The following is a 22,189-nucleotide window of genomic DNA, read 5'->3' on the forward strand; positions in this document are numbered from 1 at the left end:
TCAGGACAGGCGGGTGCCGACGGCGAAGACCCGCCGGAAGGGCAGCAGCGTCGTGCCGTCGGGTCGGGGCGGGTAGGCCGTCCGCAGGGCCTCGGCGTAGGCGGCGGAGAACGCGGTCGCGGCGTCGTCGTCCAGCCGGGCGAGGACCGGGCGCAGCACCGTCGAGCGCACCCAGGCCAGCACCGGGTCGGGCCCGCTCAGCTCATGCAGGTACGTCGTCTCCCAGACGTCGGGCACCAACCCCGCCCCGGTGAGCACCTCGGCGTAGCCGGCGGGCTCGAGCACGGCGTCGGCCCGCGGCGCGACGCCGGCCAGCCGGTCGGCCCACTCCGGGCGGCGGCACAGGTCGGCCAGCAGCGCGTGGGTGGGTGCCCGGAAGTTGCCCGGCACCTGGACGGCGAGCCACCCGCCGGCCGGCAGGGCCGCGGCCCAGCGCGCCATGAGGTCCGGGTGCCCGGGCACCCAGTGCAGGACGGCGTTGCTGACGACGACGTCCACCGCGCCGGCCGGGGTCCAGTCCCGCACGTCGCCGAGCCGGAACTCCACGTGCCCGGGAGCGGTGGCGGTGGCCGCGGCCAGCATCTCGGGGGAGGAGTCGACGCCGATGACGCGGGCACCCGGCCAGCGCTGCGCCAGCGAAGCGGTCAGGGAGCCCTCTCCGCAGCCCAGGTCGACGACGACCCGCGGGTCGGGGGCCCCCACCCGGGCGAGCAGGTCGGCGAACGGGCGGGCGCGTTCCCCGGCGAACCGCAGGTAGGTGTCCGGGTGCCAACGGCCGGGTGAAGTCTTGCCGGCCTGGCGCGTCGGATCCCCGGTCGCACTCATCATCCCCGACCCTGACAGGGCTCCGCCCGTCCGCGGAGCCGTCGAGAACCGCCCACCCGCCGGGTAATGCGGTGCCGGAACGTGGTCCCCGGCCGGTACCGTAACCCCGCTGGGCCCGCTCCGCCCTGCCGCCCACCGACCTGGGGAGCTCGCCATTCCGGCCGACCCGAACTCACCGGCACCGCCCGAGAAGGCGGTGCCGGCTGCTCCGGTCGGGGAGCCGGCCGCCCCGGGCGACGGGCTGCCGCCCGCCGGCACGCCGGTGCCGCCGTCCGCGGGCCCGCCCCTGACCGACGTCGGCCCGGACGGCGCACCCCCCGGCTCGTCCGCCTCGGGCGCGGACGGCTCCGGTGCGGTGGGCACGGTGGCCAAGATCCGCGCGGTGCTGCGGGTGCGCGACTTCCGCAAGCTCTGGCTGTCCACGCTGCTGTCCAGCTTCGGTGACTGGCTCGGCCTGCTCGCCATCACCGTCACGGCGACGATGACCTTCGACGACTACGCCGCGCAGAACTTCGCGCTGGCCGGCGTCCTGCTCTTCCGGCTGCTCCCGGCCATCGTGCTCGGCCCGGTGGCCGGGGCCTTCGCCGACCGGTTCGACCGGCGGAAGACGATGGTGGTCACCGACATCTTCCGGTTCGGGCTGTTCGCCTCGATCCCGATCGTCGACAACCTCATCTGGCTCTTCATCGCCCAGTTCGTCATCGAGGCCTTCAGCCTGTTCTGGATCCCGGCCAAGGACGCCGCCGTCCCCAACATGCTGCGCAAGGACCAGCTGGAGCCGGCCAACCAGCTCTCCCTGGTCACCACCTACGGGCTCACCCCGGTGGCCGCGGCGATCGTGTTCGCCCTGCTCACCAGCGTGGGCGGCGAGCTCAGCGCCGTCCTGCCGGGCGTGGACGAGGTGGACCTCGCCCTCTACCTGAACGCGCTCACCTTCCTGGTCGCGGCCTTCGTCATCTGGAACCTGCCGTCGATCAGCGGCCGCCGGGCGGAGGGGGCGGTGGTCGGCCAGCAGGAGAGCTTCCTCGGCTCGCTGGTCAAGGGCTTCTCCTTCGCCGGGCACACCCGCCTGATCCGGGGCCTGGTCGTGGGCATCACCGGGGCCTTCGTCGCGGCGGGCGCGATCATCGCCACCGGGCAGGCCTACGTCAACGTGCTCGGGGGCGGCGAGGCGGCGTACGGCCTGCTGTTCGGGGCCGTCTTCGTCGGCCTGGGCCTGGGTATCGGCATCGGCCCCAGCGTGGCCCGCGACCTCGCCCGCGAGCGCATCTTCGGGCTGGCGATCGTCGGCGCCGGGGTGGTCGTGGTGCTGCTGTCGCTGTCCTTCGCGCTGTGGATCTCGCTGCTGCTCGTGGTCGTCATGGGCTTCTTCGCCGGCATGGCCTTCCTGGCCGGGATCACCCTGATCGGCACCGAGGTGGAGGACTCGATCCGGGGCCGCACCTTCGCGATCGTGCAGTCCCTGGTCCGCGCGGCGCTGATCATCTCCCTGGCCCTCGTGCCGATCGGGGTGGGGCTGATCGGCCGGGAGGAGCTCGACCTCGGCGCCGTCGTGCTGCCGCTCTCCGGCGAGCGGATCATGCTGCTCGCGGCCGGGCTGCTGGCCATCGGCGTCGGGTTGCTCGCCTACCGGCAGATGGACGACCGGCGCCCCATCCCGCTGTGGGCCGACGTCGTCACCGCGCTGCGCCGCGACACCACCGCGCGCCGCAGGCTGGCCGGGGGCGGGGTGCTCATCGCCTTCGAGGGCGGCGAGGGGGCCGGCAAGTCCACCCAGGTGCGCCGGCTGCAGGAGTGGCTCGCCGACGAGGGGCTGACCGCCCGTGCGTCCTTCGAGCCCGGCGCCACCCCGCCGGGGGCCGGGATCCGCTCGATCGTGCTCGACCGCGCCCAGGTGGGCATCGCCCCGCGGGCCGAGGCGCTGCTCTACGCCGCCGACCGCGCCCAGCACGTGCACGAGGTGCTGCGCCCCGCGCTCGACGCCGGCGAGGTCGTGATCACCGACCGGTTCATCGACAGCTCGCTGGCCTACCAGGGCGCCGGGCGCACGATCCCGCTCGACGACGTCCGCACGATCTCCCGCTGGGCCAGCCAGGGCCTGCAGCCCGACCTGACGGTCCTGCTCGACCTGCCGCCCGAGGTGGGCCTCGCGCGAGCCCGCGGCCGGGCCGCCGCCGACCGGCTGGAGTCGGAGTCGCTGGAGTTCCACCAGCGGGTGCGGCGCACCTTCCAGGAGCTCGCCGAGGCCGAGCCCGACCGCTACCTGGTGCTCGACGCGCGGCGTTCACCCGACGAGCTCGCGGCCGCGATCCGGGTGCGGGTCGCCGAGCTGCTCTCCGGGCTGCCGCTGCAGACCCCCGCACCGCCGGCCGCGCAGACCCAGGTCGCTCCCGAGCTGCGGCACGACGGCCGGGGCGGTGCCCACGCGCACCATCCGCACGCGCAGACCGGCGCCACGCCGCAGCTGCACCCGTGACCGCCCCGGTGGTGGCGCCCGAGGAGGGCGTCTGGACGCAGGTGGTCGGCCAGCCGGCCGTGGTGGCCGAACTGCGGGCGGCGATCGCCGACCCGACCGCGATGACCCACGCCTGGCTGTTCACCGGCCCGCCGGGGTCCGGGCGGTCGGTGGCCGCGCGCGCCTTCGCCGCCGCGCTGCAGTGCCCCGCGGGCGGGGACGGCACCTGCCACGCGTGCCGCACCGTGCTGGCCGGGACGCACGCCGACGTGCAGATGATCGTCCCCGAGGGCCTGTCCATCGGCGTCGCCGAGGTGCGCGAGCTCGTGCGCATCGCCGGCCGGGCCCCCTCGCAGGGTCGCTGGCAGGTGGTGGTGGTCGAGGACGCCGACCGGATGACCGAGCAGGCGTCCAACACCGTGCTCAAGATGCTCGAGGAGCCGCCGCCGCGCACCGTGTTCCTGCTGTGCGCGCCCAGCCTCCACCCGGACGACGTGCCTGTCACCATCCGCTCGCGCTGCCGCGTCGTCGGGCTGCGCACCCCGCCGGCGGAGGCGATCGCCGAGGTGCTGGTCCGCCGGGACGGCGTCGACCCCGCGCTGGCCGCCTGGTCGGCCGCGGCGTCGGGCGGGCACGTGGGCCGGGCCCGGCGGCTGGCCCGGGATGAGACGGCACGGCTGGCCCGCAAGGCGGTGCTCGACGTCCCCCTGCGGCTGGTCTCCCTCGCCGCGTGCCTGGACGCCGCCGACGACCTGGTCGGCGCGGCGAAGGAGGAGGCCGACGAGGCCTCCGCCGCTCTGGACGGGGCCGAGACCGAGGCGGTCAAGGCCAGCCTGGGGGTCGGTGCGCGCGGGCCGGGCGTGGCCGCCGCCAGCCGGGGTGCGGGCCAGCTCAAGGAGCTGGAGAAGCGGCAGAAGTCGCGGGCCACCCGGCTCGGTCGCGACTCCCTGGACCGCGCGCTGGTCGACCTGGCCGGGCTCTACCGCGACGCACTGGTCCTCGACGCCGCTGTGTCCTCCCCGACCCACCCCGCGCCGCAGCTCAACCACCCCGACCGCCGCGCCGACGCCGAGGAACTGGCCCGGCGGATCGGCGCAGAGGGGGCGCTGCGCCGCATCGACGCGATCCTGGCCTGCCGGCGAGCGCTGGAGCAGAACGTGAAACCCCAGGTCGCCCTGGAGGCGCTGACCGTCGCGCTGCGCCTGCCCGCCTGAGGAAGGCCCTTGCTGCCCTCCTTCGCTCCTGGGCTCGCCGGGGACCGTGCGGGAGGGCCGCTGCGCGGAGCGGGGCGTGCGGTGTCGTAGGCTGTGCGGGCAGTTCGCCGCCTTAGCTCAGTCGGTAGAGCATCTCACTCGTAATGAGAAGGTCGTCGGTTCGATTCCGACAGGCGGCTCGCGCAGCACGGGCCCGTCCGCGAGGACGGGCCCGTCGTCGTTCCCCGGTGAGCGCAACGGCGCCCGTGCGCGCCGGGCACCGATGAGCCCCGGGAGAAGCACTGGTGCAACCGACTGCTCACGCGGCGCCGTGCTCGCCGTTGGCGGGCACGTTCGGCCGCCGCGGCGGGTCAGAGCCACCCATTCCCCGCTCGGATGAACGGGATACGGACCGGGTCGCTGGAGAAGGCTCCCCGGGTGTGCGGGATGAAGGACAGCCTCTTCTCCCAGTCGGCCTGCGTTGGCCGGTCCAGGGACGACCACAGCGCTTCGCTCACGAATGAGTAGTGCGTTCCCCAGGTGAGGCAGTGGAGCGCGAAGGCGAGGACCTTGCTCGGCGCGGCTCGCAGTTCCGATTCGAGGCGGAGGACCGCTTCCTTGCCTTCGTCCAGCGCCCCGAGCACCAGGTGGAAGCCCGCGGGGTCGGACAGGCCGCACATCGCCAGCGGCGTCGGGTCCCGGAAGTCCACATCGCCTCGCCGTGGCACCCGGAGGGCGTCGGCGAACTGCGGCCAGTCCACGTCCGGCACGTGCACGGAGCGGATGAAGGCCCCAGGGCCTGACGCCGACCGCGAGCGGTCAAGAGCATCGCGGAGCCGCCGTAGATCCGCCAGCAGGGGCGCCGCCTCCGTCGCTGACTGCGCCAGCGACGCCGCCTCCGTCGTCAGGAAGGCGGCATCCGCCGGACCGAGGAGGTGGCTCACGTGCTGGAGTCCGGTCGCTGTAGGAGCCAGTTCCCGTCCGAGCGTGGAGAGCACCGCTGCCCGTAGCCCGACTTCATGGATGGAGGCATCGGTCACCCGCATCAGCTGGCTCGCAGGGGCGTCCGGGCCGCTGAACCGTCCGGTCTTCTCCCAGGCGAACAGCCGGTCGTCGTGATCGTGGCAGTACCCGGGGAAGGTCGGTGCCGACGAGCCGGTCATCGGTCGCATCTCGACCGCGGTACCACCGATGACCACAGGGGTGCGGAGCCCGCCTCCGCTGCCGTTCGCAGTGAGGAAGGACCTGGGGATGACGTGCGAGTCGATCGCCGGTTCGTTGCATCCGGCAATGCGGCAGCGAGAGGGCGTGGAAAGCCGGTGAGCCCCGTGCACGGCACCGATCGTCGCCTGCACGGACGCGGTCACGGTCGCATGGAACGCGTGTCCGAAACGGTCGCGGATGCGGTGGATCAGGTTGTCCAGACCGAGGTTCGGCAAGGTGCGCTTCCTTCCTCAGGGCACGGTCTGGGGATGCCGCAGGCATGGCTGACGGCGGCACGCCTCCGTGAGGTGTGCCGCCGTCGGGTGCACCCGACGCCCGGTCCGGAAGGCCGGGCGGGAGGTCAGTGGTGCGTGGAGTTGTTCTTGGCGCGCTCGATCGAGGCCAGGATCTCGGCCTCGGCCGCGTCGCGGCCGACCCACTCGGCGCCCTCGACCGACTTGCCCGGCTCGAGGTCCTTGTAGGTCTCGAAGAAGTGCTGGATCTCGAGGCGGTCGAACTCCGACACGTCCTCGATCTCCTTGAGGTGCGCCACCCGCGGGTCCGTCGCCGGGACGCAGAGGACCTTGTCGTCCCCTCCGGCCTCGTCGGTCATGCGGAACATGCCGATTGCCCGGCAGGTGACCAGGCACCCGGGGAACGTCGGCTCCTCGAGGATCACCAGGGCGTCCAGCGGGTCGCCGTCCTGCCCCAGGGTGTTCTCGATGTAGCCGTAGTCCGCCGGGTAGCGGGTGGAGGTGAACAGCATCCGGTCCAAGCGGATGCGTCCGGTCTCATGGTCCAGCTCGTACTTGTTCCGCTGGCCCTTCGGGATTTCTACCGTCACGTCGAACTGCACGGACGTAGTGTGGCCCACGGGGGACGATCCGGTCGGCGCAGGCCCCCCTGTGGGGGGTGGGCACCATCTCGTCGAGCGGCTCGACGATCGTCACGGCCAACTACGGCCGCTTCCGACGGCGCATGACGATCGGCGTCGTGGTCCTCGTGCTGCTGCTCGCCGCCGGGGGTGTCGGGCTCGGCGTCGCGCTCGGCGGCGACACGGGCCGGGACGGCGCTGTCGCCGTCCCCGACGCGGAGCTGCCCAGCCTGGGCGAGGCCGAGCCCGTCCTGGCCGGGCTGGCGGCCGACGCGCCCCTCCCGGACCCCGACGTCCTCGCGGCCACGCTGACCCCGCTGGTCACCGGCCCGCCGCTGGGGCCCGGGACGACGGCGCAGGTCATCGACGTCGCCACCGGTCAGGTGCTCTACGACCAGGACGCCGGCGCCCCCCTGACCCCGGCCTCCACCGCCAAGCTGCTCACCGCCGCCGCCGTGCTCACCACCCTCGACCCGGCCGACACGTTCGAGACCCGGGTCGTCAGCGGCGCCACCCCCGGCGAGGTGGTGCTCGTGGGCGGCGGGGACCCGACGCTGTCGCGCACCGAGCCGTCGCTGACCTATCCCGGCGCCCCGACCATGGCCGACCTCGCCACCCAGGTGGTCGCCGCGCTCCCCGCCGGCACCGCCGTGACCCGCGTCGTGGTCGACAGCTCGCTGTTCAGCGGCCCGCTCACGGCCAGCGGCTGGGGCGCGGGGGACGCCCCCTCCAGCTACGCCGCGCCGATCACCGCCACCGCCGTCGACGGCGCCCGGGTCAGCCCCGGCGCGACCGCCCGGAGCGGGCAGCCCGGCCTGGATGCCGGCTCCGCCCTCGCCGACGCGCTCGGCGCGCCCGGCGCCGCCGTGGTCCTCGGGCAGGCCCCCGCCGGGGCACGGACGCTCGGCACCGTGGAGTCCGCACCGGTCGCCCGGCTGGTCGAGCAGGCGCTGTCCATGTCCGACAACGTGCTCGCCGAGTCCCTGGCCCGGCACGTGGCGCTGTCACGGGGGGAGCCGGCGACGTTCGAGGGCGCGGCCCGGGCCATCGTCGACACGCTGGACGAGGCCGGCCTGGACGTCACCGGCGTCGCCCTCGCCGACGCCAGCGGCCTCTCCCGGGAGGACGTGGTGACCGCCGAGCTGCTCACCGCCCTGGTGCGCGGGGCTGCCGACGGCAGCCTCGGGAACGCCGCGGGCCTGCTCGCCGGGCTCCCGGTGGCCGGGTACGACGGCACCCTCGCCGACCGCGGGGACGACGACCCGGCGACCGCGCCGGGGACCGTGCGCGCGAAGACCGGCACGCTGCTGGGTGTCAACGCCCTCGCCGGCACCATCGTGACCGCGGACGGACGGCTGCTGGCCTTCGCCGTGGTGGCGGACGAGGCGACGGGCAGCGAGGTGGCCGCGGAGGCCGCGCTCGACGAGGTCGCCGCCACGCTGGCCGCCTGCGGCTGCCGGTGACGCCGCGGCCCGCCGGGCCGGGGGGCGCTCCACGCGTACGGTGAGGCGATGAGCAGCGCCTCCTCGATGGTCGACTGGGATCTCGCCGGACGCACGGCCCGCCGGCTGGTGAGCAGCGGCCCGAGCACGACCCGGGAGGAGGCCGCCGCCGTCGTCGCCGAGCTGCACCGGGCCGCGGCCACCGCCGTCGCGCACGTCGAGGCCCTCACCGGGTTGCGGCCCGCCCCCGGGGGCGCGGTCCCGGAGGTCGTCGTCGTCGACCGACCGGGCTGGGCGGACGCCAACGCCCGCGGCATGGCCGCCCTGCTCGACCCGCTGGTGCAGAAGCTGACCGAGCGCCAGGAGAGCCGTCCCGGCGCCCTCGCCACGGCCATCGGCTCCCGCGCCACCGGGCTGCAGGCCGGTGGGCTGCTGGCCTTCCTGTCCTCGCGGGTGCTCGGCCAGTACGAGGTCTTCGGCACCGGTGGCCGGCTGCTGCTGGTGGCGCCGAACATCGTGGCGACCGAGCGGAAGCTGGGCGTCGACCCGTCGGACTTCCGGCTCTGGGTCTGCCTGCACGAGGTCACCCACCAGCTGCAGTTCACCGGCGTCCCCTGGCTGACCGGCTACCTCGAGTCGCAGATCGCGGAGTTCGTCGCCGCCACCGACCTCGCCCCCGACGTGCTGCGCGAGCGCCTGCAGGACCTGCTGCGCGGCCTCGCCGACGCGGTGCGGGGCGGGGACGGCGGCTCCGAGGGGCTGCTGGCGCTGGTGCGCGACCCGCGGCAGCGGGCCGTGCTGGACCGGGTGACCGCGGTGATGAGCCTCGTCGAGGGCCACGCCGAGTACGTCATGGACGGTGTCGGGCCCGACGTGGTCCCGTCGGTGCGCACCCTGCGCAAGCGGTTCGCGCAGCGCCGCAAGGGTCGCGGACCGCTCGACCGCGTGATGCGCCGGCTGCTGGGGCTGGAGCAGAAGATGAAGCAGTACGCCGACGGCCGGCACTTCGTCGGCGGGGTGGTCGAGCTCGCCGGCATGGAGGGCTTCAACCGGGTCTGGGAGGGGCCGGCGAACCTGCCGCTGGTCGACGAGCTCACCGCGCCCGAGCGGTGGGTGGAGCGGGTGCTCGGCCGCCCGGCGCTCCCCGCCTGAGGCCGGTGGCCGGGCCACCTCGCGCGGTCGCCGCGGTGCGGCTCGCGGTCCGCGCCGGGCTGCGGTCCGGCGCGGGCCCGGTGCTCGCCGCCTGCAGCGGGGGAGCGGACTCGCTGGCCCTGGCCGCCGCACTCGCCTTCGAGGCGCGGTCCGCCGGCGTGCGCGTCGGCGCGGTCACCGTCGACCACGGCCTGCAGCCCGGTTCGGCCGCGCGTGCGGAGAGCACGGCCGCGCTGCTGCGGCAGCTGGGCCTGGACCCGGTGCTGGTGCTGCCCGTGCGGGTGGCCGGCCCCGGTGGCCCCGAGGCGGCGGCCCGCACCGCCCGCTACGCCGCGCTGGCCGCCGCGGCGCGGGAGCGCGGCGCCCGGGTCGCCCTCGGGCACACGCTGGACGACCAGGCGGAGACGGTCCTGCTCGGCCTGGGCCGCGGCTCCGGGCCCCGGTCGGTCGCGGGCATGGTGCCCTTGCGGGTCTCCGACGGCGTCTCCTGGTGGCGGCCGCTGCTCGGCGTCCGCCGCGAGACCACCCGGCGGGCTTGCGCGGACCAGGGGCTGCCCGTGTGGGACGACCCGTGGAACACCGACCCCGCCTACACCCGGGTGCGGCTGCGCACCGAGGTCCTGCCGCTGCTGGAGGAGGTCCTCGGCGGCGGTGTGGCGCCGGCGTTGGCGCGCACCGCGGGGATGCTCCGGGAGGACCTCGACGCGCTCGACGACCTGGCGGCCGCCGAGCTCGCCCGGCTGGCCGCGGAGTCCGGCGACGGCGGCCTGCCCGCCCGGCCGCTGGAAGCGCTGCCGGCCGCGCTCCGCCGGCGCGTGCTCCGCGGGTGGCTGCGCGGTGCCGGGGTCCCCGACCTGCAGGCGGTCCACCTGCGCGCGGTCGAGAGCCTGGTCACCGGCTGGCGGGGGCAGGGCGTGGTCGACCTACCCGGCGGCGCGGGCGTCGTCCGGGCGTCTGGCAGTCTGGTGCTGCTGCCGCCGGAGGCTCGGCGCAGCACCCCCGGAACCGCACCCCACGAGGAGCACACTCCGTGACGGAGCCTGCCAGCACGCCCGGCGCACTCGGTCCCGACCACGGCTACGGCCCGGACATCGACCACGTCCTGCTCAGCGAGGCGCAGATCCGCGACAAGATCGCCGAGCTCGCCGCGGCGGTCGCCGCCGACTACGCGGGCAGGGAGGTCCTGCTCGTCGGCGTGCTCAAGGGCGCGGTGCTGTTCATGAGCGACTTCGCCCGCGCGCTCCAGCTGCCCACCCAGATGGAGTTCATGGCGGTCTCCTCCTACGGGTCCGCCACCAGCTCCTCGGGTGTCGTGCGCATCCTCAAGGACCTCGACCGGGACATCACCGGCAAGCACGTGCTGGTGCTCGAGGACATCATCGACTCCGGGCTGACGCTCTCCTGGCTGCTCAAGAACCTCGGCGGCCGGAACCCCGCGTCGCTGGAGGTCTGCACGCTGCTCCGCAAGCCCGACGCGGTCAAGGTGGAGGTGCCGGTGAAGTACGTCGGCTTCGACATCCCGAACGAGTTCGTCGTCGGCTACGGCCTGGACTACGCCGAGCGGTACCGCGACCTGCCCTACATCGGCACGCTCAAGCCCGAGGTCTACGCCTGACACGTCGTCGTCCTCCGGACGACGACCGCGGCCGGGTGCCGTGCCCCGGCTGCGCTTGAGCCCTCCCGTCGCGGCCGGTGAGGAGCCTCCGGGCCCGTCGCCGGCTGCGACCCTCGCGGGGCGGATCACCTCCGGTGCCGCGACCGCCTGCCGTCCCCGCCCCGTGTCCCGCGCGTCTGCCGTGACCGGCGAGGACCCTCCGGGCCCGTCGCCGGTCACGTCGCCCGGGCGGGGGACGTTCCCAGCTCGCACGCAGGGATCGCCCAGGTGCACCGGTGTACCGTCGATCCCGACGACGCTGCACCGAGCGCCGGGGTCCGTGCCCGGGCCGTGGCGGCGTCCCCGGGACGGTCAGGAGGGTCGACGGGCGAGCCGGCACGCCGGCGCCCGGCATCGGTGTATGGAACGTAAGAAGATCTTCCGCTCCGTGTGGTTCTGGGTGGTCCTGGTCATCCTGCTGGCCCTGACCGTCTCGTCGCTGTTCAGCGGCGAGGGCAACCGCCAGGAGATCACCACCTCGACGGCCCTCGAGCAGATCGAGAGCGGCAACGTCGAGTCGGCGACGCTCAACACCAAGGAGCAGACGCTCGACCTGGAGCTGACCGACGAGGTCGAGGGCAGCACCGAGGTCACCACCTCCTACCCGGTGGCGGTCGAGGGCGACATCGTCGACCTCCTGCGCGCCCAGGAGGACGAGCAGTTCGACACCAACGTCACCCAGGACAGCCTGCTGGTCAGCCTGCTGGTCAGCTTCCTGCCGTTCCTGATCCTGCTCCTGCTGCTCTTCTGGCTGTTCAACTCCATGCAGGGCGGCGGCCGGGGCGTCATGGCCTTCGGCAAGTCCAAGGCCAAGCAGATCACCAAGGACATGCCGAAGACGACGTTCGCCGACGTCGCCGGCGCCGACGAGGCGATCGAAGAGCTGCACGAGATCAAGGACTTCCTCGCCAACCCGGTGAAGTTCCAGGCCGTCGGCGCGAAGATCCCCAAGGGCGTGCTGCTCTTCGGCCCGCCCGGCACCGGCAAGACCCTGCTGGCCCGCGCGGTCGCCGGCGAGGCGGGCGTGCCGTTCTTCTCGATCTCCGGGTCGGACTTCGTCGAGATGTTCGTCGGTGTCGGTGCCAGCCGGGTCCGCGACCTGTTCACCCAGGCCAAGGAGAACTCCCCGGCGATCATCTTCGTCGACGAGATCGACGCCGTCGGGCGGCAGCGCGGCGCCGGCATGGGCGGCGGGCACGACGAGCGCGAGCAGACGCTCAACCAGATGCTCGTCGAGATGGACGGCTTCGACGTCAAGGGCGGGGTCATCCTGATCGCCGCGACCAACCGGCCCGACGTCCTGGACCCCGCGCTGCTGCGCCCGGGTCGCTTCGACCGGCAGATCGCCGTCGACCGCCCCGATCTCGAGGGCCGCAAGAAGATCCTCGAGGTGCACGCCAAGGGCAAGCCGCTCGCGCCCGACGTCGACCTGGAGACCGTGGCCCGCCGCACGCCGGGCTTCACCGGCGCCGACCTCGCCAACGTGCTCAACGAGGGCGCGTTGCTCACCGCCCGCAACAACGGCTCGATGATCACCGACGCGACCCTCGAGGAGGCGATCGACCGCGTCATCGCCGGCCCCGAGCGCAAGACGCGGGCGATGAGCGAGAAGGAGAAGAAGGTCACCGCCTACCACGAGGGCGGGCACGCCCTGGTGGCGCACGCGCTGCCCAACCTGGACCCGGTGCACAAGGTGACGATCCTGCCCCGCGGCCGCTCGCTGGGGCACACCCTCGTGCTGCCGACCGAGGACAAGTACACCCAGACCCGGTCGGAGATGATCGACACCCTCGCCTACGCCCTCGGTGGGCGGGCCGCCGAGGAACTCGTCTTCCACGAGCCGACCACCGGGGCCGGTAACGACATCGAGAAGGCCACCTCGATGGCCCGCGCGATGGTGACCCAGTACGGCATGAGCGCCAAGCTGGGCGCGGTGAAGTACGGCAGCAGCGACTCCGAGCCGTTCCTCGGGCGGGACATGGGGTCCCGCCCCGACTACTCCGAGGCCGTCGCCGCCGACATCGACGCGGAGATCCGCGCCCTGATCGAGGCCGCGCACGACGAGGCGTGGGAGATCCTGGTCGAGTACCGCCACGTCCTCGACCAGCTCGTGCTCGAGCTGATCGAGAAGGAGACGCTCTCCAAGGACGACATGGCGCGCATCTGCGCTCCGGTCGCCAAGCGGCCGGCCCTCGCCCCGTACAACGGCTTCGGCAAGCGCACCCCGTCCGACCAGCCGCCGGTGCTGACGCCGGCGGAGCGGGCCGGGCAGAACGGGTCGGGGGCCACCAGCCCCGTCGGTGACGTCGGGGCCCCGGTCCAGGGATGAGCCGGGACCACCGATGAGCGAGATCCCGGCCGAACCCGCCGACCAGCTGCTGACCCCGGCGCCGGGGGTGGACCAGGAGCGGGCCGCGGCGGCGGTCCGGGAGCTGCTGCTCGCCATCGGCGAGGACCCCGATCGGCCGGGCCTGCAGGACACCCCGGCGCGTGTCGCGCGGGCCTACGCGGAGACCTTCGCCGGGCTGGCGCAGGACCCGTACGACATCCTCGCGACCACGTTCGACGAGGACCACGACGAGCTGGTGCTGGTCAAGGACATCCCGATGTACTCGACCTGCGAGCACCACCTGGTGCCCTTCCACGGGGTCGCGCACGTCGCCTACATCCCGGGGCAGGACGGCCGGGTGACCGGGCTGTCCAAGCTGGCCCGGCTGGTCGAGGTCTACGCCCGCCGGCCGCAGGTGCAGGAGCGGATGACCCGGCAGATCGCCGACGCCCTCGACGACGCCCTCAAGCCGCGCGGCGTGCTGGTCGTCGTCCAGGCCGAGCACCTGTGCATGGCGATGCGCGGCGTCCGCAAGCCCGGTTCCTCCACGGTCACCTCCGCGGTCCGCGGCATCTTCCGCGAGAACGCGGCCACCCGCAGCGAGGCCATGGCCCTCGTGCTCGGCCGGTGAGCGGGGCGCGTCGATGAGCCCCGCCGCGCTGCCCCGTCCGGGTCGCTGCCTGGTGATGGGCGTCCTCAACGTCACGCCCGACTCCTTCTCCGACGGCGGCTGCTTCGCCGACCCCGCCACCGCGATCGCGCACGGACTGGCCATGCACGGCGCGGGCGCCGACTACGTCGACGTCGGCGGGGAGTCCACCCGCCCGGGAGCCGACCGGGTGGACGCCGAGGAGGAGTGCCGCCGCGTGCTCCCGGTCATCCGGGAGCTCTCCGCCGCGGGCGTGCGCACCAGCGTCGACACCACCCGCGCCGAGGTGGCCGAGGCGGCGCTGCACGCCGGCGCGGTGCTGGTCAACGACGTCAGCGGTGGGCTGGCGGACAAGAACATGGCCGACCTGGTGGCCGAGGCGGGCGTGCCCTGGGTGCTCATGCACTGGCGCGGGCACAGCCGGGAGATGTACGCGGCGGCGCAGTACGGCGACGTCGTCACCGAGGTCTGCGCCGAGCTCACCGCCCGGGTGGAGGACGTCGTCGCCGCCGGGGTGCGCCCCGACCAGCTGGTGCTCGACCCCGGCCTGGGCTTCGCCAAGCGCGCCGAGCACAACTGGGCGCTGCTGGCCGGGCTCGACCGGCTCGTGGCCGTGGGGCTGCCGGTGCTCGTCGGCGCCTCGCGCAAGACCTTCCTGGGCCGGCTGCTCGCCGACGCCGACGGCGTCCCCCGCCCGGCCGAAGAGCGCGACGCCGCGACCCTGGCCACCACGGTGCTCGCCGCGCAGGCCGGGGCCTGGGGCGTACGGGTGCACGACGCCGCCGGCTCGGTCGACGCCATCCGCACCGTGGCCGCCGTCCGCGCGGCGAGAGGAGCCGGCCGTGGCCAGCACCCCTGACCGGATCGTCGTCCGGGGCATCCGCGCCCACGCCCACCACGGCGTCTACGCCTTCGAGCGCGAGCGCGGGCAGATGTTCCGGGTGGACGCCGTCCTGGAGCTGGACACCACCGCCGCGGCCGCGGCCGACGACCTCGCGCGGACGGTGAACTACGCCGACCTGGCCCAGCGGTTGCACCACGTGGTCGCGGGGGAGCCGGTCAACCTGCTCGAGACCCTCGCCCAGCGGCTGGCCGACGTCTGCCTGGCCGACGAGCTCGTCGACGCCGTCGAGATCACCGTGCACAAGCCGCAGGCCGAGCTGGGGGTGCCGTTCGACGACGTCGAGGTCACCATCCGCAGGGAGCGCCGGTGAGCCGCGCCGTCCTCTCGCTGGGCGCCAACCTGGGCGACCGCGCCGGCGCGCTGCGCACCGCGCTCACCGCGCTGAAGGACGACGGCGTGCTGGTCGCCCGCTCCACGCTGTACGAGACCCCGCCGTGGGGGCCGGTCGAGCAGCCGCCGTACCTCAACGCGATCGCCGTCGTCCGCGGCGAACGGGATGCCCGGGGCTGGCTCGCGCGGGCGCAGGAGCTGGAGCAGGCGGCCGGCCGCACCCGCGAGGTGCGCTGGGGCGCCCGCACGCTCGACGTCGACGTGGTCACCGTGACCGGTGACGACGGCGCCCCCGTGCTCTCCGACGACCCCGCGCTGACCCTGCCGCACCCGCGGGCGCACGAACGGGCGTTCGTGCTGGTGCCTTGGCTGACCCTCGACCCGACCGCAGTCCTCCCGGGCCGCGGCCGGGTCGCCGACCTGGTGGCCGCGCTCGACCCCGCCGACGTGGCGGCGGTCGTGCGCTGGGACCACCTGCACTGAGGACGCCGTGACCCCCGTCCGCCGCCGCGACCTCGTCGTCCTCGCCCTCGGGCTCACCGTGGCCGCGTGGCTGCTGGTGCGCGCCTGGTACGGCGACCTGCCGCCGTTGCGCTGGTGGCTGCCGGCGCCGCTGGCAGTGCTGGCCCTGGCCGAGGCGCTGGGGGCCCGGGTGCTGCGCTCCCGCCTGCACGCGCTGCGCGAGGCACGGGCCGGCCGCGGCCCCCGGGAGCGCGACGCCGCGAGCGTCCGCCCGGTCGAGCCGATGCTCGTCGCCCGGCTGGCGGTGCTCGCCCAGGCCAGCGCCTACGTGGGCGCCGTCTTCACCGGCGTCTGGCTCGGCGTCCTCGCCTACACCGGCCCCGCGGTGGGCCGGTTGCAGTACGCCGGCAGCGACACGGTGACCGCGCTGCTCGGCCTCGTCACGTCCCTCGCGCTGGTCGCCGCGGCGCTGTGGCTGGAGTCGGTGTGCCGCGTCCCGCCGGGCTCGTCCGACGACGATCCGGCCCCCGGGGTCTCGGCCTAGCGCTCGCCCGGCCCCGCGCCGGGCAAGAACGGTCAAGCGCCGGCGGCTCCCGGGACGGCACGCTGCAGGCATGACGGGACGCGACCGCCTCCGCGAACTCCTCGACGCCGTGCTGGACGAGGAGAACCACACCCTCGCCGAGATGGCCGGCGACGCCTACGCCTCCCCGTTCCACTTCAGCCGGGTCCTGTCCCGGGAGGCCGGGGAGGCGCCCGTGGCGATGCGGCGCCGGGTGATGCTCGAGCGCGCCGCCTGGCAGCTGCGGCAGGGCAGCAGCGTCACCGAGGCCGCGTGGGCGGCCGGGTACGAGTCGGTCGAGGGGTTCAGCCGGGCCTTCACCCGCGCCTACGGCCGGCCGCCCAGCGCGGTGGACGCCGGGTCCGGCCACTGGCTGCCGGCGCCCAACGGCATCCACTTCCACCCGCCCACGTCCCTGTGGGTGCAGAGCACGGAGCACGCGATGAACCCGCTCACCGAGCAACTGGTGGCGCACGACCTCGACGACACCCGGCACCTGCTCGAGGCGGCGAAGGGGCTGACCGACGAGGAGTTCCGCGCGACGCGGCTGCCCGGCCTGGTCGTGCTGCCGTGGGACGGCCCGGAGGAGTCGGTGCAGGCGGTGCTGACGCACCTGGTCCACACGGTCGAGGTCTGGCTGGCGTCGATCGAGGGGCGCGACGTGCCCGACCGTCACGCCGACGCGGACCCCGCCACGTTGCTGGAGCGGCACGACGCCGTGGCTCCCCGGTGGCTCGCGGTGATCCGCGACGTCGACCGCCGGGGCGGCTGGGACGACCGGCTGATCGACGCGCTCTGCGAGCCGCCGGAGAGCTTCGTCCTGAGCGGCGTCGTCGCCCACGTGCTCACCTTCTCGGCCCACCGGCGTCAGCTGGTCCGGCACCTGCTGCGGACGGCGGGCCGCCGGATCGACACCGGCGACCCCATCGACTGGCTCCGCGCCCGCCGCGGCGAGACCCCTGGAGGAGACCCGTGCTGACCTACTACACCGCCACCACCCTCGACGGCTGGATCGCCGACCCGCAGGACTCCCTCGACTGGCTGCTGCGCCAGCCGCACGACGAGGCGGGTGCCTTCGGCATGGACGCCTTCATGGCCGGGATCGGCGCCCTGGTCATGGGGTCGACGACCTACGAGTGGGTCCTGGAGCACGAGGCCGGCAAGCCGTGGCCCTACACGCTGCCGACGTGGGTGATGACCTCGCGCCACCTGGTAGCGGCAGGGCCCGCGGTCCGGTTCGCCTCCGGGGACGTCCGTGCCGTCCACGAGGCGATGACCGCGGCGGCGGGCGGGAAGGACCTCTGGCTGGTCGGCGGGGGCGACCTGGCCGGTCAGTTCGCCGAGGCCGGGCTGCTGGACGAGGTCGTGGTCTCGATCGCGCCGGTGACCCTCGGCGCGGGCCGGCCGCTGCTCCCGCGCCGGCTGGACCTCGAGCTGGTCGAGTCAGCGGTCAACGGGGCGTTCGTCAGCGCGCGGTACCGGGTGGCCGGCCCGCTGCTGGAGGACCGGCGTCCCTAGGCCGACGCGGCTCCGGCCGTCTCCGGCATCCGCCCCTCCACCGAGCGGCGCAGCGCCGAGTGCAGCGACTCCGGCGTGAGGACGCCGAGGAACTGGTCGCCGTCGAGCACCGCCACCCACCCCGCCTCGTGCTGCAGCATCGTGGCGAACGCCGTCTTCAGCGACGCCTCGCGCGGCACCCAGGCCTCCATCCGCCGGGCCGCGGATCCGACGGTCCCGCCGCCCGTGGCGCGGTCCGGCGACAGCCAGCCGTGCAGGTGCTCGGCGTCGTCGAGCACCACGGCCCAGCGCGCGCCGGACCGCTGCAGCGCCGACCGGGCGTCGGCCAGCCCGTCGTCGACGTGCAGCACCGGCGGCTGCTCCAGGTCCTCGGGGTCGATGCCGGTGACGGCGAGCCGCTTGAGGCCCCGGTCCGCGCCGACGAAGTCGGCCACGAACTCGTTCGCCGGCCGGCCCAGCAGGTCGGCGGGGGTGGCGAACTGCTCGACCCGGCCGCCCTCGCTCATGACCGCGATGCGGTCGCCGATCCGCACGGCCTCCTCGATGTCGTGGGTGACGAAGACGATGGTCTTGCGCACCGTGGCCTGCAGCCGCAGGAACTCCGCCTGCAGCCGCTCGCGCACCACGGGGTCGACGGCGGAGAACGGCTCGTCCATGAGCAGCACCGGCGGATCGGCGGCCAGCGCCCGGGCCACCCCGGCCCGCTGGCGCTGCCCGCCGGAGAGCTGGGCGGGGTAGCGGTCGCCGTGCACCGCCGGATCGAGGCCCACGGTGGCCAGCAGCTCGTCGACCCGCGCCCGGATCTCCCTCTTGTCCCAGCCCAGCAGCCGGGGGACCGTTCCGACGTTGGCGCGGATCGTCTGGTGCGGGAAGAGGCCGACGTTCTGGATGACGTAGCCGATGCGGCGGCGCAGCTCCACCGGATCGGCCCGGGTGACGTCGTCGCCGCCGATCACGATGCGGCCGGTGGTGGGCTCGATGATCCGGTTGATCATCTTCATCGTGGTCGTCTTCCCGCAGCCGGACGGGCCGACCAGCACGGTCAGCTCGCCCGCGGCGAAGGTGAGGTCGAGCTCGGCCACGCCCACTGTGCCGTCGTCGTAGACCTTGCCCACGCCCTCCAGCCGGATCTCCGCCGCGTCACCGGACGCGCTCGCGGTCGGTGGAGTGTGCGCAGTAGCGTCCACGGGGTGGCCCTCCTGGGATGCGCCCGGTGCTGAGCGCGGGTGCCGGTACGTCCGCCTCCGGCGCGGTGCTGGCCGTGGACGGGGCGCCGAACCCGTGGTTCGACGCAACCTACGTGGTGGCGAACTGGGACACCATTCTGCGGTACCTCGGGGAGCACGTCAGGCTCACCGTCGCCGCCGTCGTCATCGGGGCGCTCGTCGCCCTGCCGCTGGCCCTGCTCGCCCGTCGCGTCCGGTGGCTGGCCGGCCCGGTGCTCGGCTTCTCCTCGATCGTCTACACGATCCCGTCGCTGGCGATGTTCGCCCTGATCTTCCCGTTCACCGGGCTGACGGCGACGACGGTGCTGATCGGGCTGGTCGTCTACTCGCTGGTGATCCTGGTCCGCAACTTCCTGACCGGCCTGCAGGGCGTGCCGGCGGAGGTGCGCGAGGCCGCGCAGGGCATGGGCTACGGCCGGATCCGGCTGTTCTGGCAGATCGACCTGCCGCTGGCGCTGCCGGCGTTCATGGCCGGGCTGCGGATCGCCACCGTCTCCACCGTCGCGCTCACCACCGTGGGTGTCCTGGTGGGGCACGGCGGGCTCGGCCAGCTGATCTTCGGCGGCTTCAACGCCAACTTCTACCGGGCCGAGATCGTCACCGGCGCGGTCGGCTGCGTGCTGCTCGCGCTGCTGGCCGACCTGCTGCTCGCCGGCGCGGAACGGCTGCTCACCCCGTGGGCGAGGGCGCGGTCGTGACCGGCTTCGGCGACGCCCTCGTCTACCTCAACGACCCGTACAACTGGACCCGGCCCGGCGGGCTGCTGGACCTGCTCGTCGAGCACCTCGCGGTCTCGGCGATCGCCGTCCTCGCCGCCCTGGTTCTCGCGCTGCCCCTGGGCATCGCCCTGGGCACCAGCGGGCGCGGCGGGGGAGCGGTGGTCGTCCTGTCGAACGTCAGCCGCGCGGTGCCCACGCTCGCGCTGCTCACCCTGTTCGCGGTCAGCCCGATCGGCTTCGGCAACCGGGCCACGGCGATCGCCCTGGCCGTGTTCGCCTTCCCGCCCATCCTCACCAACACCTACGTCGGCTTCCGGGGGGTGGACGGCGACGTCCGCGAGGCCGCCCGCGCCATGGGCATGACCCGAGGGCAGGTGCTGCACCGGGTCGACCTGCCGCTGGCGCTGCCCCTGGTCATGACCGGGGTGCGCACCGCCGCCGTGCAGGTGGTGGCGACGGCCGGGCTCGCGGCACTCGTCGGCGGGGGTGGCCTGGGCCGGGTGGTCAACCTCGGGTTCGGCCAGCAGGACTACGGGCTGATCATCGCCGGCGCGATCGTCATCGCGGCGCTGGCGCTGCTCACCGAGCTGGTGCTGGTGGTGCTCTCCTGGGCGGCGCGGCCCGGGCCGAAGCGGGTGCCCCTCGTGACCGGTCGCCCGCGGGCCGTGCGGGGAGAGCCCGAGCTGACCGCGACCGGCGTCCCCCAGTGATCACACGTCGGTAACGGATCCCCGGGCGCCGGATACCCGATTGCGTGGTGCACAACGGGACGGTTCGATGGTGGCGCGGGAGTCCTCCCGCCAGACACGCGTGCCGACCGGCACGGGACACAGAAGGCGGGCCTCCGACCATGCGCGCACGAATCCGTTCCCTCGCTCCACTCGCCCTCGCCGTCGCGCTGACCGCGGCCTGCGGGGAGTCGGGGTCCTCCGGCACCGGGGGCGCGGGGGACACCGGCGGCGGCCAGGCCTCCGGCGACGCCTGCGCCCCGGTCGCCGGCGACCAGCTCGTCGTCCTCGACGACGACCAGGACCTGCAGAACGCCGACAACATCATCCCGGCGGTCAACGCGGCCGCGGCCGAGGCGAACCCGGCGCTGCTGCCGGCGCTGGACGCCGTCTCGGCGGAGCTCACGACCGACGAGCTCATCGAGATGAACGCCGCGGTCGACGTCGAGCGGCAGAACGCCGAGGACGTCGCCGCCGCCTGGGTCGAGGAGAACGTCGACACCGCCGGCCTCGCCCAGGGCAGCGGCCCGATCGTCGTGGGCGCAGCCAACTTCACCGAGTCGACGATCCTCGCCACCATCTACGCCGACGTCCTCACCGCCGCCGGGTTCGACGCCTCCGTCCGGGAGGCCGGCAACCGGGAGCTGTACCTGCAGGCGCTGCGCAACGGGGAGATCCAGGTCTTCCCCGAGTACCTGGCCACCGTCACCGAGACGCTCGAGGGTGACGAGCAGAACCAGGTCGCCAGTGGCGACGTCCAGGAGACGCTGGCGGCCCTCCAGCCGCTGGCCGAGGAGGCTGGCCTGGTCGTCGGGGAGCCGGCGGAGGCCGCCGACCAGAACGCCTTCGCCGTCACCCAGGCCTTCGCCGACGAGCTGGGGGTCAGCACCCTCTCCGAGCTCGCGGAGGCCTGCGGGGACGGCTCGCTCGTCCTCGGCGGGCCCACCGAGTGCCCGACCCGGCCGTTCTGCCAGCCGGGGCTGGAGGAGACCTACGGCCTGGAGTTCGCCGAGTTCCGGGCGCTGGACACCGGCGGCCCGCTGACCAAGGCGGCGCTGCAGCGGGGCGAGATCTCCCTCGGCCTGGTGTTCAGCTCCGACGGCGCCCTCGCGCAGGGCTGACCGCCGTCCCGGCCCACCCCTCGGGCTCGCTCCTGGCTCACCACTCGGGGTCCTGGCTCACCGTCGACGCTGAGCCAGGACCCCTGACGATCAGTCGAAGGACCGCCCTTCCCCCCACGCCTCGGACGCTCGGCGCGGGACCCTGAAGGGCGGCCGTTCCAGCACGTCACGGGCTCGCGGCGGGTCCCTGCACGGGGGCCGTTCCAGCACGTCACGTCCAGCCGCCGGGGGGCAGCTGTTCCCCGGCGGCGACCGCAGTCGGCACCCGGTTGCCCTCCGGTGCCAGCGGGCACGACCAGCGCGGGTCGTAGGCGCACGACGGGTGGTAGGCGAAGTTGAGGTCGACCACCAGCCGGTCGCCGTCGCTGCCGAGGTCCGCGCCCTTCACCGTGTCCAGCAGGTAGCGGCCACCGCCGTAGGTGGTGTCGCCGGCGGTCCCATCGCGCAGCGGCAGGAAGACCCCACCCCCGTAGAGGGCGATCCACCAGACGTCCAGCCGGCCGACGCCGGGCAGCGCCACCGCCCCGATCCGCTCCAGCAGCACCACGCCGTCGGCGGCCGTCGGTACCTCCAGGCGCCGGGGTCCCGCGGGCTCGAGCACCGGCTCGAACCGCAGCCCCGGGTCGTACGGGGCGACCGGCAGACCGCGGAAGGCCGCCCGGGCGGCCGGGTCCAGCGGCGACTGCGGGTGGCCGGCGAAGAGCTCGTCGCGGCCGTCCCGCCACCGCTGCCAGCCCCGTTCGGGATCGGGGTCGTCCCGGACGGCGGCGTGCAGCGCGGCCACCCGGCGGCGCCAGTCGAGCAGGGAGAGGGTCACCTCCGCACTGTTGCACCTGTGGCCAC

General features: G+C 74.6%; 22 protein-coding genes and 1 tRNA gene. 18 read left to right on the forward strand and 5 right to left on the reverse strand.

Translation table 11 applies throughout. From position 1 onward, the window contains the following. Positions 1-825 carry a trans-aconitate 2-methyltransferase gene (locus ACI799_RS05340; protein WP_456612572.1) on the reverse strand — a complete coding sequence of 275 codons (825 nt, stop codon included), beginning with the start codon at positions 823-825 and terminating at the stop codon, positions 1-3. Positions 826-1,021: 196 nt separating this feature from the next. Between ACI799_RS05340 and tmk the strand changes: the two genes are divergently transcribed. The 3 genes from tmk (at position 1,022) to ACI799_RS05355 (ending at position 4,673) form a co-directional block, all read left to right on the forward strand. Beyond that, positions 1,022-3,301, forward strand: coding sequence for a dTMP kinase (tmk, locus tag ACI799_RS05345; protein WP_456588153.1), 2,280 nt, complete (start codon positions 1,022-1,024; stop codon positions 3,299-3,301). Continuing rightward, complete coding sequence (locus ACI799_RS05350) at positions 3,298-4,494, forward strand: DNA polymerase III subunit delta' (RefSeq protein ID WP_456588152.1); 1,197 nt, start codon at positions 3,298-3,300, stop codon at positions 4,492-4,494. The genes tmk and ACI799_RS05350 overlap by 4 nt, the downstream gene beginning before the upstream one ends. A gap of 106 nt (positions 4,495-4,600) precedes the next feature. Next, a tRNA-Thr gene (locus tag ACI799_RS05355) sits at positions 4,601-4,673 on the forward strand. Between the two features lie 171 nt (positions 4,674-4,844). Here the strand turns inward: ACI799_RS05355 and ACI799_RS05360 are convergent. Then, positions 4,845-5,912, reverse strand: a complete 1,068-nt coding sequence (locus ACI799_RS05360) for a hypothetical protein (RefSeq protein WP_456599055.1) — start codon at positions 5,910-5,912, stop codon at positions 4,845-4,847. A gap of 125 nt (positions 5,913-6,037) precedes the next feature. Further along, positions 6,038-6,532: an inorganic diphosphatase gene (locus ACI799_RS05365; protein ID WP_456588151.1), complete on the reverse strand. Its 495-nt coding sequence runs from the start codon at positions 6,530-6,532 to the stop codon at positions 6,038-6,040. 56 nt (positions 6,533-6,588) lie between these two features. Here ACI799_RS05365 and dacB point away from each other — a divergent pair, with 56 nt between their 5' ends. The 12 genes from dacB to ACI799_RS05425 all read left to right on the forward strand — a co-directional run bounded on the left by dacB (position 6,589) and on the right by ACI799_RS05425 (position 17,552). Continuing rightward, entirely contained in the window at positions 6,589-8,013 is a 1,425-nt protein-coding gene (dacB, locus tag ACI799_RS05370) for a D-alanyl-D-alanine carboxypeptidase/D-alanyl-D-alanine endopeptidase (protein ID WP_456599056.1), read from the forward strand. Positions 8,014-8,061: 48 nt separating this feature from the next. Then, positions 8,062-9,144 carry a zinc-dependent metalloprotease gene (locus ACI799_RS05375; protein WP_456612573.1) on the forward strand — a complete coding sequence of 361 codons (1,083 nt, stop codon included), beginning with the start codon at positions 8,062-8,064 and terminating at the stop codon, positions 9,142-9,144. 5 nt (positions 9,145-9,149) lie between these two features. Beyond that, positions 9,150-10,178, forward strand: a complete 1,029-nt coding sequence (gene tilS, locus ACI799_RS05380; protein WP_456599058.1) for a tRNA lysidine(34) synthetase TilS — start codon at positions 9,150-9,152, stop codon at positions 10,176-10,178. After that, positions 10,175-10,759 (forward strand): hypoxanthine phosphoribosyltransferase, encoded by a 585-nt coding sequence (gene hpt, locus ACI799_RS05385; protein WP_456588147.1) that lies wholly within the window; start codon positions 10,175-10,177, stop codon positions 10,757-10,759. Before tilS ends, hpt begins: the two co-directional genes overlap by 4 nt. Positions 10,760-11,159: 400 nt before the next feature. Beyond that, a complete protein-coding gene (gene ftsH, locus ACI799_RS05390) occupies positions 11,160-13,127 on the forward strand; it encodes an ATP-dependent zinc metalloprotease FtsH (RefSeq protein WP_456588146.1) in 1,968 nt (655 codons plus the stop codon). Between the two features lie 13 nt (positions 13,128-13,140). Beyond that, entirely contained in the window at positions 13,141-13,758 is a 618-nt protein-coding gene (gene folE / locus ACI799_RS05395) for a GTP cyclohydrolase I FolE (protein ID WP_456588145.1), read from the forward strand. A 13-nt stretch (positions 13,759-13,771) separates the two neighbouring features. After that, positions 13,772-14,635, forward strand: a complete 864-nt coding sequence (gene folP / locus ACI799_RS05400) for a dihydropteroate synthase (protein ID WP_456588144.1) — start codon at positions 13,772-13,774, stop codon at positions 14,633-14,635. After that, a complete protein-coding gene (gene folB / locus ACI799_RS05405) occupies positions 14,619-14,990 on the forward strand; it encodes a dihydroneopterin aldolase (RefSeq protein ID WP_456588143.1) in 372 nt (123 codons plus the stop codon). The genes folP and folB overlap by 17 nt, the downstream gene beginning before the upstream one ends. Further along, positions 14,987-15,493, forward strand: a complete 507-nt coding sequence (gene folK, locus ACI799_RS05410) for a 2-amino-4-hydroxy-6-hydroxymethyldihydropteridine diphosphokinase (protein ID WP_456588142.1) — start codon at positions 14,987-14,989, stop codon at positions 15,491-15,493. The genes folB and folK overlap by 4 nt, the downstream gene beginning before the upstream one ends. A gap of 7 nt (positions 15,494-15,500) precedes the next feature. After that, positions 15,501-16,016, forward strand: a complete 516-nt coding sequence (locus tag ACI799_RS05415; RefSeq protein WP_456588141.1) for a DUF3180 domain-containing protein — start codon at positions 15,501-15,503, stop codon at positions 16,014-16,016. A 70-nt stretch (positions 16,017-16,086) separates the two neighbouring features. After that, complete coding sequence (locus ACI799_RS05420; RefSeq protein WP_456612574.1) at positions 16,087-17,013, forward strand: helix-turn-helix domain-containing protein; 927 nt, start codon at positions 16,087-16,089, stop codon at positions 17,011-17,013. After that, complete coding sequence (locus tag ACI799_RS05425) at positions 17,007-17,552, forward strand: dihydrofolate reductase family protein (RefSeq protein WP_456588139.1); 546 nt, start codon at positions 17,007-17,009, stop codon at positions 17,550-17,552. Before ACI799_RS05420 ends, ACI799_RS05425 begins: the two co-directional genes overlap by 7 nt. Here ACI799_RS05425 and ACI799_RS05430 read toward each other — a convergent pair. After that, positions 17,549-18,739 carry an ABC transporter ATP-binding protein gene (locus ACI799_RS05430; RefSeq protein WP_456612575.1) on the reverse strand — a complete coding sequence of 397 codons (1,191 nt, stop codon included), beginning with the start codon at positions 18,737-18,739 and terminating at the stop codon, positions 17,549-17,551. The genes ACI799_RS05425 and ACI799_RS05430 overlap by 4 nt on opposite strands. A gap of 17 nt (positions 18,740-18,756) precedes the next feature. Between ACI799_RS05430 and ACI799_RS05435 the strand changes: the two genes are divergently transcribed. The 3 genes from ACI799_RS05435 to ACI799_RS05445 all read left to right on the forward strand — a co-directional run bounded on the left by ACI799_RS05435 (position 18,757) and on the right by ACI799_RS05445 (position 21,346). Then, positions 18,757-19,476, forward strand: a complete 720-nt coding sequence (locus ACI799_RS05435) for an ABC transporter permease (protein ID WP_456595840.1) — start codon at positions 18,757-18,759, stop codon at positions 19,474-19,476. After that, positions 19,473-20,207, forward strand: coding sequence for an ABC transporter permease (locus ACI799_RS05440; protein ID WP_456612576.1), 735 nt, complete (start codon positions 19,473-19,475; stop codon positions 20,205-20,207). Before ACI799_RS05435 ends, ACI799_RS05440 begins: the two co-directional genes overlap by 4 nt. A gap of 140 nt (positions 20,208-20,347) precedes the next feature. Then, the gene (locus ACI799_RS05445; RefSeq protein ID WP_456588135.1) at positions 20,348-21,346 is read left to right on the forward strand and encodes a glycine betaine ABC transporter substrate-binding protein; all 999 of its coding nucleotides are present in this window, start codon (positions 20,348-20,350) and stop codon (positions 21,344-21,346) included. A 211-nt stretch (positions 21,347-21,557) separates the two neighbouring features. Here ACI799_RS05445 and ACI799_RS05450 read toward each other — a convergent pair whose 3' ends face one another. Further along, positions 21,558-22,163 (reverse strand): DUF1684 domain-containing protein, encoded by a 606-nt coding sequence (locus ACI799_RS05450; RefSeq protein WP_456612577.1) that lies wholly within the window; start codon positions 22,161-22,163, stop codon positions 21,558-21,560. Positions 22,164-22,189 lie beyond the last annotated feature (26 nt).

This window comes from Blastococcus sp. SYSU DS0753 (assembly GCF_054051175.1).

Bases quoted from the DNA above. Each gene is read 5' to 3' on its own strand.
- folE (WP_456588145.1), top strand. From the start codon at position 13,141: ATGAGCGAGATCCCGGCCGAACCCGCCGACCAGCTGCTGACCCCGGCG.
- ACI799_RS05435 (WP_456595840.1), top strand. From the start codon at position 18,757: ATGCGCCCGGTGCTGAGCGCGGGTGCCGGTACGTCCGCCTCCGGCGCG.
- ftsH (WP_456588146.1), top strand. From the start codon at position 11,160: ATGGAACGTAAGAAGATCTTCCGCTCCGTGTGGTTCTGGGTGGTCCTG.
- ACI799_RS05340 (WP_456612572.1), bottom strand. From the start codon at position 825: ATGAGTGCGACCGGGGATCCGACGCGCCAGGCCGGCAAGACTTCACCC.
- ACI799_RS05375 (WP_456612573.1), top strand. From the start codon at position 8,062: ATGAGCAGCGCCTCCTCGATGGTCGACTGGGATCTCGCCGGACGCACG.
- ACI799_RS05445 (WP_456588135.1), top strand. From the start codon at position 20,348: ATGCGCGCACGAATCCGTTCCCTCGCTCCACTCGCCCTCGCCGTCGCG.
- ACI799_RS05420 (WP_456612574.1), top strand. From the start codon at position 16,087: ATGACGGGACGCGACCGCCTCCGCGAACTCCTCGACGCCGTGCTGGAC.
- folP (WP_456588144.1), top strand. From the start codon at position 13,772: ATGAGCCCCGCCGCGCTGCCCCGTCCGGGTCGCTGCCTGGTGATGGGC.